Below are 13,924 nucleotides of genomic sequence, written 5' to 3' on the forward strand. Positions count from 1 at the left end.
TCCACCTCGTCGGTGGAGTCCGCCGGGTCGTTGCCGATCGGGACCGCTCCGGTCCGACCCAGTCCGAGGCAGCCCGCGAACATACCGACCAAGCCCTGGCAGCGGAGGGTGAGCAGCGCCGGGTGGGGCACGCCCATCCGGTCGCGGCACGTCTCGACGATCGCCCTGGCCAGCGGCGCGGAGTCGGCCGGTGTCCCCTCGGCCACCCACTCCTCGATCATCGTGCAGAGGGTCCCGCTGTAGGTGACCCACGCGCGCGAGGCGTTGGCCGCGATCTGCACCGTGCAGCGCTCGGACCCGCCGCTCCCGTCCGCCGGGGCGGTCAACCGCATCACCCCGACCGCCCCCGGCCTGCGCAGGTGGCGCCCGAGCGCCTCCTCGAACACGGACCAGGGGTCGGTGTCCATGTCGAGCGCGGACCAGTCCGGCCCGGGCATGTCGTACTTACGCACCGGGCCCGGCCCCGCTCGGCACGCGTGCGGCGACGGCGTCCACCGCCTCCCGCAACTGCAGGCTCGCCTCGCAGTGGCCCAGGCGCTCGCCGATCGTGTCGGCGATGGCGCCGTAGAACCACAGCTTCTCCGCGGGCCCGGCGTTGAAGACGTCCCACATCTCGTCGCCCATCCGGTCGTGCGCGACCACCATCGAGCGCAGGTTGTGGATCTTGTCGGCGGCGGAGATGAGCAGGCACTCCTCCGAGTCGTCCGCGAGGGCGGCCAGGTAGCCCTCCTTGCGCACGCGCCACGGGGGCGTCTCCTCGCCGGCCGTCTTCTCTTCGGACACGCCGCGGACGAACTCGGTGACGCGCTCGCCGAACTCGGCCGTCATGTCGTCGGCGGAGTAGACGCTCGGCGGGACGTCCTCGAGCACGTCGTGCAGGATCGCCGCCACCACCACGTCCTCGTCGGCGGTGAAGTCGGAGACGATCATCGCCACCGCCACGGGGTGGGCGATGTACGGCGTGGGGTCGTCCTTGCGGGTCTGGCCCTCGTGGCAGCGGGCGGCGACCGCGAGCGCGCGGTCGATCGTGGGGGTCCATGTCATGGGCATGGCGCACTCCTTCTGGAGTGGAAGGGAACCGGTGCCGGAGCAACGCCACCGGGTCGTGGGGCGGAGCCTCGTTCCTCGCGGATCGTGGCCTCGCTCTCCCACGCCCTCAGTAGACACCACGGGTACGACACGATCGCCGGATACAAGGGGTGGGGAACCGTTCGGGCCTGCCGGTACGTCGTAGGTGATGACCGTGCGACGTCAGGCGGATCGCGGACCGGCGAGATGCGCCAGGAAGAGTGGAACCTCAGCTTCGTCGGTGAGCACGACACGGTCTGCGGGGTAGGCGAGGAGGTGCTGGAGAAGCGTGACCAGCCTGCCGTTGGGGACGGCGAGATCGCCGACAGGGAGGGTGAACGCTCCGTACTTCCCGTCCTCGGGGCGTCGAGCCTCCGGCCGGAGGCCGATGGAGATCTCCGCGTGCATCGCGGCATTCGCCTTGGTCATGTACTTCGTTCCCGCCGGTGTCGGTTGGGAGAGGGCGACCGAAACGATGTCGGACCACTGCAGGGTCACGGATTCCTCGCCCGTGTGGGCGCTCACCTCTGTGGGGCCGATGAGCACGCTCCGCTTCCACCGACGTTGTGCGAGCAGGTAGCCGATCATCCACGCGGCGATTCCGGCGATCACCAGCCACATGGCCGGCCCCTGTCGTCGGGCTCCGACGATTCCTGCGAGGTAGGCGAACAGCCCGCCGACGCCCCAGCTCGCCAGAGCGGCACAGAGGAGGAGGCTCGCATCGAGGCGGCGTGCGCGAAACCGGAGTCCCCGGAGGCTCACGGTGTACCGCGGGGCCAGGGTCTCGGAGAAGTGGACGGCCAGGTAGCCCAGGATGCAGATGAGGAACCCCAGGCCGTAGAGGACGTGCACGATGCCTTCTCCCGGGCCTGCGATACCGGCCCGATGGGCGATGAGTCCGCCGATGAGTGTGACCGAGGCGCACACGGCGCCGGACAGGACCCGAATGGCGTAGGCGCGCACAGTCAGATCCCCCCTTCGCGCGTTGGCTTGCGGCACCGAAGACTATGCGACGAGCGGAGCGCGTAGGGGTGCCAGCGGCCGTGCCAGTTACCCAGTTCGAGGGCGCGACACCAAACGTGGTAATACGCCGATAAGACGGCTTATCGGAACCGGCACTTATAGGTGTCGGCCCTCCGATGTACCGTCCATCTCATCGACCGCCAGATCAATTCGAGGAGGTGCCCGTCATGGAGACCGTGACCATGAATCAGATCGCCGAGCTCGCGGGCGTCCGCCGCCCGGTTGTCTCCGTATGGCGGTCGCGTTTCGCCGACTCGCCTCAACCATTCCCGCAGCCGCTCGATGCCCCGACCCTGCTCTTCGACGCGGCTGAGGTCGGCCGATGGCTTGATTCCACCGGCCGGGGCAACAACTCCGAGGCCCGTGCCGACGCGGTGATGTTCTCCACGCTCCTGGAATCGGCGGCCACTCGTCTCAGCGCGGCGTCGGCACTGCTCCTGCTTCACGCCCTGTCGGGCGAGCCCCTTTCGGGGCAGGACCCCGACGACCTACTGATGCTCCTGGCTGGTCGGGGCCTGGAGTCTGTGTTGCCTCCGGGGGAGGCCGCCACGGCGCTGGACGACGACGAGCTGGTGCGATCCATCGACCGGCTCGCCGAGGCCGGGACCACCGCTTCGCGCGTCCTCGACCGACTCGTTCGCCGTCACGAGTCCGCCGACGGAAGGCTGGCTGCCGAAACGCTCACGGAGAAGGGCGATCGGCTGATGTGTGCCATGATCGCCGAGCTGGCGCGAGACTCCGATCGTGTACTGGTGCCGCGCGGTCCGGGCGGTCTCCGGCTGATCGTGCGGGTAGTGGAGTCGATCGCGGAGGGGGAGCGCCCGCGGGTCGGTATCGCGTCGGACCCGGAGACTCCCGAGGAGAGGCTGCTCTGGCGATATCTCGTCTCGCTCGGGGCCCGTCTCGAGGCTTTGCCGCCGGGAGCTGACGCCCTGCTTGTCGGCCAGTGGTCCGCGGTGGGGGAGGAGCACACCGACCGGTGCTTCGACCAGATCGATGATGCGATCCTCGACCTGAGTGGCCGCAGTGCCGCGGTCGTCATCGCGCCGGCACGACTGCTGACCGATGAGCGTCGAGGCGACGAACACCGCGGGAGAATCCTCGGTGGAGGGTCGTCGGGCTACTCGGCACCGCTGCGCTACGTCGCGCGGTTGCCGCAGGGGATGTGCCGATTCGGTGGGCGTCGCCGTCTAGCGCTGTGGGTGCTGGGGACACCGGTGGAGCAGGAGCTCCGGGACTTCACCACGTATGGCGAGCACTCGGGGCACGCTCTCGATGCGGCGGAGTGCCGCGCTGTCGGCTCCGATGCCGTCGCGGCATTGCGCGGTGGTGAGGCGAGGCGCTCCCACGCGTTCCTGCGAAGCGCCCATCGCGCGACTGACGTATTCGCGACGCAACCGGCCCTGACACTGCCGGTGTCCGACGTCGCACTCGACGATGGTGGGGACGCCCTGGCACGGCTGTGGGAGCGGCGCGACGCCTGCCCGACAGACCTGCTGGCCGGCATCGACGTGGTCTCAGGTGGGGCGGCCGAGGACGCGTCGCTCTCGTGGAAGGACGCGACGTCAGGTGCTGACCGACCGGCACGGGTCATCACTGGTGTACGGATTCCGGCCGAGGTCTTCGCCGCCGGCCCCGGCGGCATCGGCGTGATCGGCCCTGACGAGGTACGCGGTTGTGCGCCCGTGGGGGAGCGGTCGGTTGAGCTTGTGAGGTTGGTGGAGAAAGTGCCGAGGTTCCGGCTTACCGAACCCGGAGACGTGGTCTTCACCGCGACAAGCGAAGCGGCTGCGATGATCGACGCCATCGGGGGCCACGTCGTCCAGGCCCCGGCCCGCATCCTCCGTCGCCTGGAACCGGCCGAGGGTGGAGTCCGCATTCTTCCCGAGACCGCGATGCGGGACATCGTGGCGGCGCGGGGAAGTGACTGCCGATCGTGGCGGTTGCGCACCGTCGTCGCCGACGCCGCTTCCCCGTGGCGCGCCGTGGCCGCTCGCGCCGCCGAACGGCGGGCACAGCTCCTCGCCGAGCTGGACGCGCTCGACGCCCTGACCACCGAACTATCCGATGGACTCGCAGCACGCACGCTGCGGGCCACCTTTACCGAGGAGAACGCCTGATGGCGAGAGTGCTGGTACCGGTTCCGCAGGAGGCCTCGACCCCCAAGGAACTCAAGGACACCCTGTGGAAGGCGGCGGACAAGCTCCGCGGTTCCATGGACGCGTCGCAGTACAAGGACGTGGTCCTCGGACTGGTCTTTCTCAAGTACGTCTCCGACGCCTTCAGCGAGCGCCGGGATGCCATCCGCGAGGAGCTGAGCGGCGAGTCGGAGGAGTTCATCGCCGAGACGCTGGAGGACGCCGACGAGTACCACGGGTCCGGGGTGTTCTGGGTGCCGAGCGAGGCGCGGTGGGAGTACCTGGCGAGGCACGCAAAGGGCATCCCGGCGTCGAGCACGCACGACGCGAGGTCGATCGGGGAACTGATCGACGCCGCGATGGTCATGCTCATGAACGAGAACGCCTCGCTCGTGGGCACGCTGCCCACGATGTTCGGGCGGGACAACGTGGACCAGCGGCGCCTGGGCGAGCTGATGGATCTGTTCAACGCCGCCCGCTTCACCGGCGGCGGGGCGAGCAAGGCGCGGGATCTGCTCGGGGAGGTCTACGAGTACTTCTTGGACAAGTTCGCCAAGGCCGAGGGCAAGCGGGGCGGCGAGTTCTACACCCCGCCCGTGGTGGTGCGGACCCTCGTGGAGATCCTCGAGCCGCACTCGGGTCGCGTGTACGACCCCTGTTGTGGGTCGGGCGGCATGTTCGTGCAGACGGAGAAGTTCCTCGAGGCGCACAAGGAGGACCCGACCAACGTCGCGGTCTACGGCCAGGAGCTCAACGAGCGGACGTGGCGGATGGCCAAGATGAACCTGGCAATCCACGGGATCGACTCGCAGGGCCTGGGTTCGCGGTGGGGTGATACCTTCGCGCGTGACATCCACCCAGACGTCAAGGCCGACTTCGTGATGGCCAACCCGCCGTTCAACATCAAGGACTGGGCGCGTCGCGAGGACGACCCGCGGTGGACGTACGGCGTGCCGCCCAAGCGCAATGCCAACTACGCGTGGATGCAGCACATCCTGTCCAAGCTGGCCGCGGACGGCGAGGCCGGCGTGGTGATGGCCAACGGCACCATGACCACCACGACGTCTGGTGAGGGCGACATCCGCAAGGCGATGGTCGAGGACGACGTGGTGCAGTGCATCGTCGCCCTGCCGGGTCAGCTCTTCCGGGCGACCGGCATCCCGGTGTGCGTGTGGTTCTTTGCCAAGAACAAGGCCGCCGGCAAGCGCGGGTCCGTGGACCGGCGGGGGCAGGTGCTGTACATCGACGCCCGCGAGCTGGGCCACATGATCGACCGCGTGGAGCGCACGCTGAGCGAGGAGGACCTGCAGCGCATCGCGGAGACGTTCCGCTCGTGGCGCGGCCGGGCGTCCGCTGCCGGCAAGTACGAGGACGTGCCGGGCTTTTGCAAGTCCGCGACGCTGGAGGAGATCGCCGCCGCCGGCTACGCACTGACCCCCGGCCGGTACGTGGGCGTGCCGGACGCGGAGGTCGACGACGAGCCGATCGACGCCAAGATCGCGCGGCTCACCGCCGAGCTCACGTCCGCGCTGGACGAGTCGGCCCGGCTGGACGCCGTGGTTCGCGAGCAGCTGGGGAGGCTGGGGTGAACAAGACGTTCGGTGCACTGGTCCAGGAGGGCGTGCTCGAGTTCAGCGACGGGTACCGCACCCGCAAAGATCAGCTGGCCGATGAGGGATTCCGGATTCTCCGTGTGTCAGACGTTCACGACGGTTGGATCGGCCGTGACGGACAGGACTTTGTCGCCCGAGACCTTGCGGACAGGATCGGCCAGAAGTTCGCCCGCGAAGGCGATCTCCTCCTGACGACGAAGGGAACAATCGGCCGAGTGGCCGTCGTACCGGACCTTCGTGACGAGGCACTGGTCTACAGCCCTCAGCTCTGCTACTTCCGTGTCCGCGATGAGGCTGCACTCGACTCCAAGTACCTGCGGTATTGGTTCTCTTCATCGCGTGCGAGGCAACAGATCCGTGCACTGTCCTCCAGCACGGACATGGCGCCGTACTTGAGCCTTCGTGACATCCGTGCCATGTCGATCTCACTGCCGGACCTGGCGGTTCAGCGCAGAATCGGCGAAGTTCTCGGCGCGCTGGACGACAAGATCGCTGCGAACAGACGAGCCGCTGCTTTGAGTTACGGCCTCATGGACGCCATAGTTGGGGCATCTGAGAAAGTTGACGTCCCTCTGTTCGACGCGTTCTCGTTCACCTTTGGCGGTGCTTTCAAGGGCGAGCACTTCTCAGAACCTGGGGTAGGGCGTCCGCTCATTCGGATCCGAGATCTCAAGAGCCAGCGGTGCCAGATTTGGACAACGGAGGCACTGCCGAAGGAGCAACTTGCCGAGCCTGGTGCGCTCCTCGTCGGCATGGACGCTGAGTTCAGACCCACGATGTGGACTGGCGATTCGGGGCTGGTGAATCAGCGGGTCATGTCCGTAACGAGCGAGAAGTACGGACCCGCCGTTTCTCGGGTGGCGCTATCGGATCCGCTTCTGCGTATCGAGCGCTCGAAAGTAGCCACAACCGTTATTCATCTGAACAAATCTGATCTTCACCTCGAATCGGCTGCGGTACCTAGTGAGGAAGAGCTAGGCAGAATCCGGGCGGCTGTCGACCCGCTGTACTCCCGTTGTGTCGCAGCATCGGTGGAGAGCGATCTGCTAGCCAGTACCCGCGACGAGCTCCTTCCCCTCCTCATGAGCGGTCGGATCACTGTCACGGATGCCGAGCGTGCGGCAGGAGATGTGTTGTGACTTCCCGTCGGGGCGGCTCACTGTGCATCAGTGTGGTGTCACTTCACGTCACTGTATGCAGTGATGAAAGTGATAAGCAGTGAAGCGCGCTGGACTTGTCGAGGATTCGCGACATGGTGCATTTGTATCTCCCAGGCGATACAATCGCCACATGGCCGAACGGGTTGCCGATGTCGTGGCGAAGCTCACTGAGATCGCTTCCGATCAGTGGGGGCTCGTCACCACGGCTCAGGCCGGAGCGCAAGGCGTAACCCGGCTGGTGCTGTCACGCCTTGTGGAGCGGGGTGTTCTGGAGCGGGTGGTGCACGGCGTCTACGCGTTTCCCGCGGGAGAGGACCGCTTTCGCACTATGCGAGCTGAATGGCTCGCACTCGCGCCCGCTGTGGGATCGGTGGAGCGACTCGACGACCCGTCGCTCGGAGTGGTCTCGCACGCGTCGGCTGCGGAGATTCATGGGATAGGCGATCTACTCGCTGACGTGCCAGAGTTCACGCTCCCGAAGCGCAAGCAGTCCAGACGGATGATCCGGACACATCAGGCAACTCTCGCTTCAGACGAGGTCACGGTCCGTGAGGGGCTGCCCGTCACCACTATCGAGAGGACCATCGCCGACCTCTACAGGGATGGCAATGACACGTCCCACGTTGCCGATGCAATCCGGGATGCCATGAATGCCGGCGTACTAGACCGGCTGAAACTGGCGAAGGCACTCGACCCTCTCGCACGCAGTGCCGGGCATGAAGACGGGGCAGCGATGGCGGAGAGCCTCCTTGCCGCGGTGGGGCTCGACGCGTCGTCGATCGGCAAGCGGCTCGCGCAATCGGAGACCGGACGCGGACTCTACGCAGCAGGTGCGCTCGAGGGGTACCGGAAGGCGATGGAAAATGTCGCCCGACACATGGATGCCCAGATTCCGGAGAGCCTCAAGAAATCGCTGGAGAAAATGGCAGCGGATGCCTCGCGCGTGCAAGCGCTTGCCGATCTCCAAAGCCAGTTTGAGGCCGCAGCGGCACCTGCCAGCGAGGCCATGGCCCGCCTTGCCCGTGACGCCTCGCATGTGCAGGCAATGGCAGAGCTCGGGAAGAAGCTTGAAAAGAATTGGGGGCCAGCAGTGGAGAACCTGCGCCGAGCCTACGAAACGCCGCAGATTCGGAACGTTTACCCGAGGACTCCCAACCCGGCGAGCAACGCACGAGGAGAAGGCGCTGATTCGGATGAGTGACGAGAAGTCATACTCATCTCCGGCCGCACTCTTGAGCGCCGTTTCTGCTCGGGCGAAGAAGGACGCCAAGGAACGCGGAGTACCTGCCGAGCGGTTGATCCGGGAGTTCGAGTTCAGCCGTCTACTCGCTCGAGTCTTCGCCGAGGGATCAGATCGTTGGATCCTCAAAGGCGGGCAGGCGATGCTGGTGCGGCTGCCGGACCCACGTACGACAAAGGACATCGACCTCCTACACCACGTCGACCCGTCCGATCTCGATGCTGCGGTGGATCACCTACGCGAAGCTCTGGCCAGAGATCTCGGCGACTACTTCAGGTTCGACATCACCAAAGTGGACGAGGTCCACGAGAACGATGAGCAGACCGGTGTGCAGTGTCGACGAGTGACGGTGGCCGTCCGGTGTGGGGCAAAGGAGAAGCACCCGATCCAGATCGACATCGCGGCGGACTCACTTATGACCGAGGCTCCGGTCATGGCGACATTCCCTGCGGTGGAGCTGCCGAAGGTTCTTCCACCCACGGTGGCCGTCTACCCCGCTGTCGACCACATCGCCGACAAGGTCTGCGCGACGCAAGCCACCTATGCCCACGGGAGGGCCTCCTCTCGCGAACGCGACATGGTCGATCTCGTCCTGTTCGCGGTCACTCACGGTGTTCGTGGTCGGGCGGTCCGCACCGCCGTGGAAGCCGAGTGGTCTCACAGAGGAATCGCCGGCCCGGCACGCTTCGATCCACCACCGAACTGGCGAAGCAGATACCCGAAAACTGCCAGAAAAGTGTCTGCGCTCACCGAATACGCAGATTTCGATTCCGCCAGCCGGCTTCTTTCCGACTTCCTCGATCCGGCCCTCTCCGGCGCAGTCGATGGGCACACGTGGAATCCCGAGACCGTCAGTTGGGAGCAGCAGTGAGCGAGTGTCGATTGCTCCACAAGCACCACACCACTACCGTGGGGGCATACCACCTGCCCCCTCTGGGGGCAGGTTTTTTCATACCTGGACGAGCCCCCCACAGCATCGACCAGGAAGGCCCCCTCCCATGACCCACGGCTGGTCCGAAGCTCAGGCCGAGCACGAACTGCTCGAGGCCCTGGCTGAGCGCGAGTGGGAGCACCGCACCGGCGCCTCCGTCGCCCCCGGCTCCGGCGAGCGCGACTCGTGGCACGACGTCGTCCTGCGCGGCACCCTCCTGCAGTCCCTGATCAACCTCAACCCGGACGTGCCGGAGGAGTACCTGCACCAGGCCATGGCCGAGGTGCTCAACCCCTCGTCGCAGGACGCCATCACCGAGAACCACCGCATCCATCACATCCTGCTGGGCGGCTACAAGGGCATCGCCTACGTGGACGACGACGGCCGCGAGGTCACCCCCACCGTCCGGTTCCTCTCCGGCGACCCGGATCGGAACACCTACCACGCCGTCAGCCAGCTCACGGTGCGCAGTCGCGAGCACGAGCGACGCTTCGACGTGGTGGCCTACGTCAACGGCATGCCGCTGGCGATCCTCGAACTCAAGAAGCCCGGTGCCAAGCAGGCCGACGCCGAAATCGCCTACAACCAGCTGCGCACCTACCTCCACGAGTTCCCCATGGCGTTCCGTTTCGCCTGCCTCATGGTGGCCACCGACGACCTCGCCGCGCGGTACGGCACCCCCTTCACTCCGTGGAACCACTTCGCGCCGTGGAATGTGGACGACGACGGGCGGCCCGTCGCTATCGGGGAGCCGGACGCCACCGGCGCCCTCGTCACCGAGCTCGATCTACTCATCGACGGGGTGTTCAACGTCGAGCGGTTCGGTCAACTCCTCCGCGACTTCACCGCGTTCGACCAGACCGAGTCCGGGCTGATCAAGCGGATCGCCAAGCCGCATCAGTACTTCGCCGTGACCAAGGCCGTCGGCAGCACTGTCCAGGCCGTGGACTCCGACGGCCGCGCCGGCGTGGTCTGGCACACCCAGGGCTCGGGCAAGTCCATGGAGATGGAGCTCTACACCGCCAAGATCATGCGGCACGAGCGGCTGGCCAACCCCACCGTCATCGTGATCACCGACCGCACCGAGCTCGACTCCCAGCTCTTCGACGCCTTCTCCGTGAGCGACCTGCTCCCCGAGTCACCACAGCAGATCGCCTCCCGCGACGAACTCCGCACGCACCTTGCCGATCGGCGATCCGGAGGGATCTACTTCACCACCCTCCAGAAGTTCGGCCTGAGCAAGGCGGAGAGGGATTCCGGCGCCGAGCACCCCCTCCTCTCGGAGCGGCGAAACATCGTCGTCGTCGCCGATGAGGCACACCGCAGCCACTACGACAACCTCGACGGCTACGCCGCCCACCTCAAGCGGGCCCTCCCTCACGCCACCCTCATCGCCTTCACCGGAACCCCCATCTCCGAGGGCGAGCGCGACACCCGTCGCGTCTTCGGCGCTGACATCGACGTCTACGACCTCCACCGGGCCGTCGAGGACGGCGCCACCGTCCCCGTGGTCTTCGAACCCCGCCTCATCAATCTCGTGCGGATCGACGGGATCGACGACGAGCAGCTCGATGACGCCGCCGAGGAGGCCCTCAGCGGGCTCGACGCCGCCGACGCGGACAGGCTCCAGCGGGCCGTGGCCAAGCTCGACACCGTCTATGGGGCGCCCGAGCGGATCCGCACACTCGCCGCCGACCTCGTCACCCACTGGGAAACGCGCCGCGAGGCAATGCGGCCGTTCCTCGGCGTGCCCGGCAAGGCGATGATCGTCTGCGCCACCCGCAGCATTGCCGCGAACCTCTACGACGAGATCGTGGCGCTACGCCCCGACTGGCACTCCAACGCCGACGACACCGGCCGCGTCAAAGTGGTTTACACCGCCGACCCCGGCGACGCCCCGCACGTGACCAAGCACCTGCGGCGCCCGAGCGCGATCGCCGCCGTCAAGCAAAGGGTCAAGGACCCGGACGACGAGCTCGAGCTGATCATCGTCAAAGACATGATGCTCACCGGGTTCGATGCGCCCTGCCTGCACACCCTGTACGTGGACCGTCCGCTCAAGGGCGCACTGCTCATGCAGACCCTCGCCCGCGTCAACCGGACGTTCCGCGGTAAGCAGGACGGCCTGCTCGTGGGCTACGCGCCGCTCACCGACAACCTCTCCAAGGCGCTGCAGGAGTTCACCCGCGAGGCCCCCTCGGGCGGCGACAGGCTCGTGGGCCGAACCTCGGACGAGGCAGCGCAAATCGTCCTCGACCTGCTCGGGAGACTCGCGGAGTTGATCGGGGACGGCTGGAAGGAGCAATGGCGGAACGACCCCCAGCGTGGGTGGCGGACTGCTCAGCTCGCCGTGGTGTCGCGACTCCGCTCGCCGGCCACCCCGGGGAACCGGATTGACGACGACCCGGAGGCGCGTCCCCTCGCCGACCGCTTCCGGGACCTGTCCGCCAAGCTCGCCCGGGCCTGGGCACTTGCCGCCGGGAACTCCGACCTCGAGAAGGTCAGGCCCGACGTGCGCTTCATCGAGGAGGGGCGGGTGTGGATGCTCAAGCTCGACGCCCAGCAGACCGTCGGCAACGGCGACCTGGTCCCCGACGAGATCAAGCGGATCCTCGGCGAGCTGATCGTCGACTCCGCGGCCAGCACGGGCGTGATCGACATCTACAACGAGGCTGGGCTGCCGTACCCGCGGCTCGACACCCTCACCTCGCAGTGGGTCGAGGAGGCGCAGAAGCCCTCCAAGGCGCACCTGGCGATCGAGGCGCTCAAGGCCACCCTGCTCGAGGAAGCGACCGCCGTCACCCGCGGCAACGAGGTGAGACACGCCCTGTTCTCCGAGCGGGTGAACGACCTCATGGCGCGCTACACAAACCAGCAGCTCACCGCTGCCGAGGTGATCGCCGAGCTGGTGGAGCTGGCAAAGGAGGTGCGGGCCGAGGCGGACCGCGGGAAGCGGTTCGAGCCCCCGCTGGAGACGTACGAGCTGGCGTTCTACGACGTCGTTGCGTTGAACGAGTCCGCGATTGACGTGCTGGGTGACGACATCCTCGCCGAGATCTCCCGCTCGATCGTCGCGACCATGCGCCGAGACATCCGCACCGACTGGACCGTCCGCGAGGACGTCAAGGCCAAGCTCCGCGCCTCCGTCAAGCGGACCCTGCGCAAGTACGGCTACCCGCCAGACCAGCAGCCCGAGGCCATCCAGCGCGTGATGCAGCAGATGGAGACGCTGGCGCCGCGGTACGCGGAAGAGGGCTAGCCTGCGCTGCAGCCATTCCATGCATTTAGAGAGAGTGTTTTATCCGAAGATGGTAGCTTTGCACCTTATAGTGCCTCAAGCAGATTATCTGCCCATTGTCGAACAATTGTGGCGCTGTCGACGAAGTGTCGAAGCGCGATATTGAGGTCGCTCGCGGGCGTGACGAATTCTCTACTTAGTCTGCGGAACTGGGCGATAGTTTCTGATAATTCCCTGGCGTTGCCGGTGAGCATTCCGATTGATTCGGCGAGGCTGCCGAAAGTTCCGGCGGTTCGGGTAACGGAACTGGCCATTGCCCCTGATAATTTGGTTTCGCGGATAGACGCGGCGAGCAAGTCGTGGTTTTCAGTTTGCGATCGAAGGTCTATCTTCAGAATCTCGGATGCGATCCTAAGGTTCCTGAGCGGTATTGAGATCTGACTTGCAAGTTCCGCGAGAAGTGAATGGTGTTCCTGGACGTTGGGGGCGCCAGGATGCAATGCGAGCCGTTCGGTGTAGCTAATGAAGGCGTCTGTAGTTTGCCGAAAGCTGGCGTTGGCATCGGAAAAGATGTAAGACCATCTTGTGTCTGCGTTCTCAATCGCTGCGGCGATGTCGAGAATCCCTGGCGCTGCGGATTGGTTTCCTGGGGCTGGTGATGGGCCTGGAGGAATGGCGAACTCTAGGCCCTGCTGTGCGGCCTCAATGACTTCCGCAATTCTACGGGCAAGTTGATTTGTAGCGACACGCGCGGCGGGCGAGTTCAATGGGCCAAGTCGCAATTCTGTCCAGTCGGAATGCTGGAGTCGATACGTTTCTGACGCGATCTCATCTCCGCCGGTACGGAAGTCGTCAATGGGCGCCCACATTACCGGAATTAGAAGGGACTCTCTGTCTCCCTGCCGCAGGACCTCTTGAAACTGATTGAACTCCTGTCGGCAGTTTTCGCTTTGTAGGTAGCTGGGGGAGATAACTGGCAAAAATGCGATTGAGCCCGCAACGGCTCGGTCCAGTGACTCCTGCCAATCATTTCCTAGTTTAAGGTCTTCTTTGTCTCGGTAGATGCGGAACGCCGAACCTGTTAGCGTAATGTACTCATCCTTCAGGGCGTCGCACCATTCGGCAATTTGTCCTCTCTTGTCGTCATTGTGCGCGTAACTAACGAAGCAGGCAATGGACGAAGTGTTGAGAGTCTCCATTGGGCGATTATATGACTATTGGGTACCTTCTCGCCGCCGTGTGCGTGTCTGGAAAGCGTGTTGATCAAGTCAGGGTGGTTCTTGCGGTAGGGGTTCGCGAACAACGGGGCCTTGTCCAGGCGGCTTTGCAACACTCCGGCCGGCCGAGGGGCGCCAACTCCCGACACCCGTCAGCTCCGCTCGGTATGGTCCAGGTCACAGCGCCCGCCCGGCGCCGTCACACCACGCCCCTGCGGCACGTCCCCACTCCACGCCCCCGCGAAGGACCCACCACCATGGCCGATACCGTCCGCGAGCAGCTCCTCCGTCACGCC

General features: G+C 65.9%; 9 protein-coding genes and 1 pseudogene. 6 read left to right on the forward strand and 4 right to left on the reverse strand.

Annotated features, from left to right (window positions below; genetic code table 11):
- The 3 genes and pseudogenes from Q4F73_RS08100 to Q4F73_RS08110 all read right to left on the reverse strand — a co-directional run.
- Positions 1-452, reverse strand: a pseudogene (locus Q4F73_RS08100) (hypothetical protein); the annotation flags it as partial.
- Entirely contained in the window at positions 445-1,044 is a 600-nt protein-coding gene (locus Q4F73_RS08105; RefSeq protein WP_303358845.1) for an HD domain-containing protein, read from the reverse strand. The gene Q4F73_RS08105 and the pseudogene Q4F73_RS08100, both read right to left, overlap by 8 nt.
- Before the next feature lie 207 nt (positions 1,045-1,251).
- Complete coding sequence (locus tag Q4F73_RS08110) at positions 1,252-2,031, reverse strand: hypothetical protein (protein WP_303358846.1); 780 nt, start codon at positions 2,029-2,031, stop codon at positions 1,252-1,254.
- Positions 2,032-2,258: 227 nt separating this feature from the next.
- Between Q4F73_RS08110 and Q4F73_RS08115 the strand changes: the two genes are divergently transcribed.
- The 6 genes from Q4F73_RS08115 to Q4F73_RS08140 all read left to right on the forward strand — a co-directional run bounded on the left by Q4F73_RS08115 (position 2,259) and on the right by Q4F73_RS08140 (position 12,432).
- Positions 2,259-4,211: a DNA-binding protein gene (locus Q4F73_RS08115; protein ID WP_303358847.1), complete on the forward strand. Its 1,953-nt coding sequence runs from the start codon at positions 2,259-2,261 to the stop codon at positions 4,209-4,211.
- Positions 4,211-5,818 (forward strand): class I SAM-dependent DNA methyltransferase, encoded by a 1,608-nt coding sequence (locus Q4F73_RS08120; RefSeq protein ID WP_303358848.1) that lies wholly within the window; start codon positions 4,211-4,213, stop codon positions 5,816-5,818. Before Q4F73_RS08115 ends, Q4F73_RS08120 begins: the two co-directional genes overlap by 1 nt.
- Entirely contained in the window at positions 5,815-6,981 is a 1,167-nt protein-coding gene (locus tag Q4F73_RS08125; protein ID WP_303358849.1) for a restriction endonuclease subunit S, read from the forward strand. Before Q4F73_RS08120 ends, Q4F73_RS08125 begins: the two co-directional genes overlap by 4 nt.
- Positions 6,982-7,132: 151 nt before the next feature.
- Complete coding sequence (locus Q4F73_RS08130) at positions 7,133-8,203, forward strand: type IV toxin-antitoxin system AbiEi family antitoxin domain-containing protein (RefSeq protein WP_303358850.1); 1,071 nt, start codon at positions 7,133-7,135, stop codon at positions 8,201-8,203.
- Positions 8,196-9,113 carry a nucleotidyl transferase AbiEii/AbiGii toxin family protein gene (locus Q4F73_RS08135; RefSeq protein WP_303358851.1) on the forward strand — a complete coding sequence of 306 codons (918 nt, stop codon included), beginning with the start codon at positions 8,196-8,198 and terminating at the stop codon, positions 9,111-9,113. Before Q4F73_RS08130 ends, Q4F73_RS08135 begins: the two co-directional genes overlap by 8 nt.
- 127 nt (positions 9,114-9,240) lie before the next feature.
- Entirely contained in the window at positions 9,241-12,432 is a 3,192-nt protein-coding gene (locus Q4F73_RS08140) for a type I restriction endonuclease subunit R (RefSeq protein WP_303358852.1), read from the forward strand.
- A gap of 65 nt (positions 12,433-12,497) precedes the next feature.
- Here Q4F73_RS08140 and Q4F73_RS08145 read toward each other — a convergent pair whose 3' ends face one another.
- On the reverse strand, positions 12,498-13,610 hold the full coding sequence (locus Q4F73_RS08145; protein WP_303358853.1) for a toll/interleukin-1 receptor domain-containing protein: 1,113 nt from the start codon (positions 13,608-13,610) through the stop codon (positions 12,498-12,500).
- Positions 13,611-13,924: the final 314 nt, after the last annotated feature.

Source organism: Corynebacterium sp. (genome assembly GCF_030535495.1).
Classification (GTDB): Bacteria; Actinomycetota; Actinomycetes; order Mycobacteriales; family Mycobacteriaceae; genus Corynebacterium.

What these genes read in the sequence shown, in the direction of transcription:
- Q4F73_RS08105 (WP_303358845.1), bottom strand. Translation starts at nt 1,044, where the DNA reads ATGACATGGACCCCCACGATCGACCGCGCGCTCGCGGTCGCCGCCCGC.
- Q4F73_RS08115 (WP_303358847.1), top strand. Translation starts at nt 2,259, where the DNA reads ATGGAGACCGTGACCATGAATCAGATCGCCGAGCTCGCGGGCGTCCGC.
- Q4F73_RS08120 (WP_303358848.1), top strand. Translation starts at nt 4,211, where the DNA reads ATGGCGAGAGTGCTGGTACCGGTTCCGCAGGAGGCCTCGACCCCCAAG.
- Q4F73_RS08130 (WP_303358850.1), top strand. Translation starts at nt 7,133, where the DNA reads ATGGCCGAACGGGTTGCCGATGTCGTGGCGAAGCTCACTGAGATCGCT.
- Q4F73_RS08135 (WP_303358851.1), top strand. Translation starts at nt 8,196, where the DNA reads ATGAGTGACGAGAAGTCATACTCATCTCCGGCCGCACTCTTGAGCGCC.
- Q4F73_RS08140 (WP_303358852.1), top strand. Translation starts at nt 9,241, where the DNA reads ATGACCCACGGCTGGTCCGAAGCTCAGGCCGAGCACGAACTGCTCGAG.
- Q4F73_RS08145 (WP_303358853.1), bottom strand. Translation starts at nt 13,610, where the DNA reads ATGGAGACTCTCAACACTTCGTCCATTGCCTGCTTCGTTAGTTACGCG.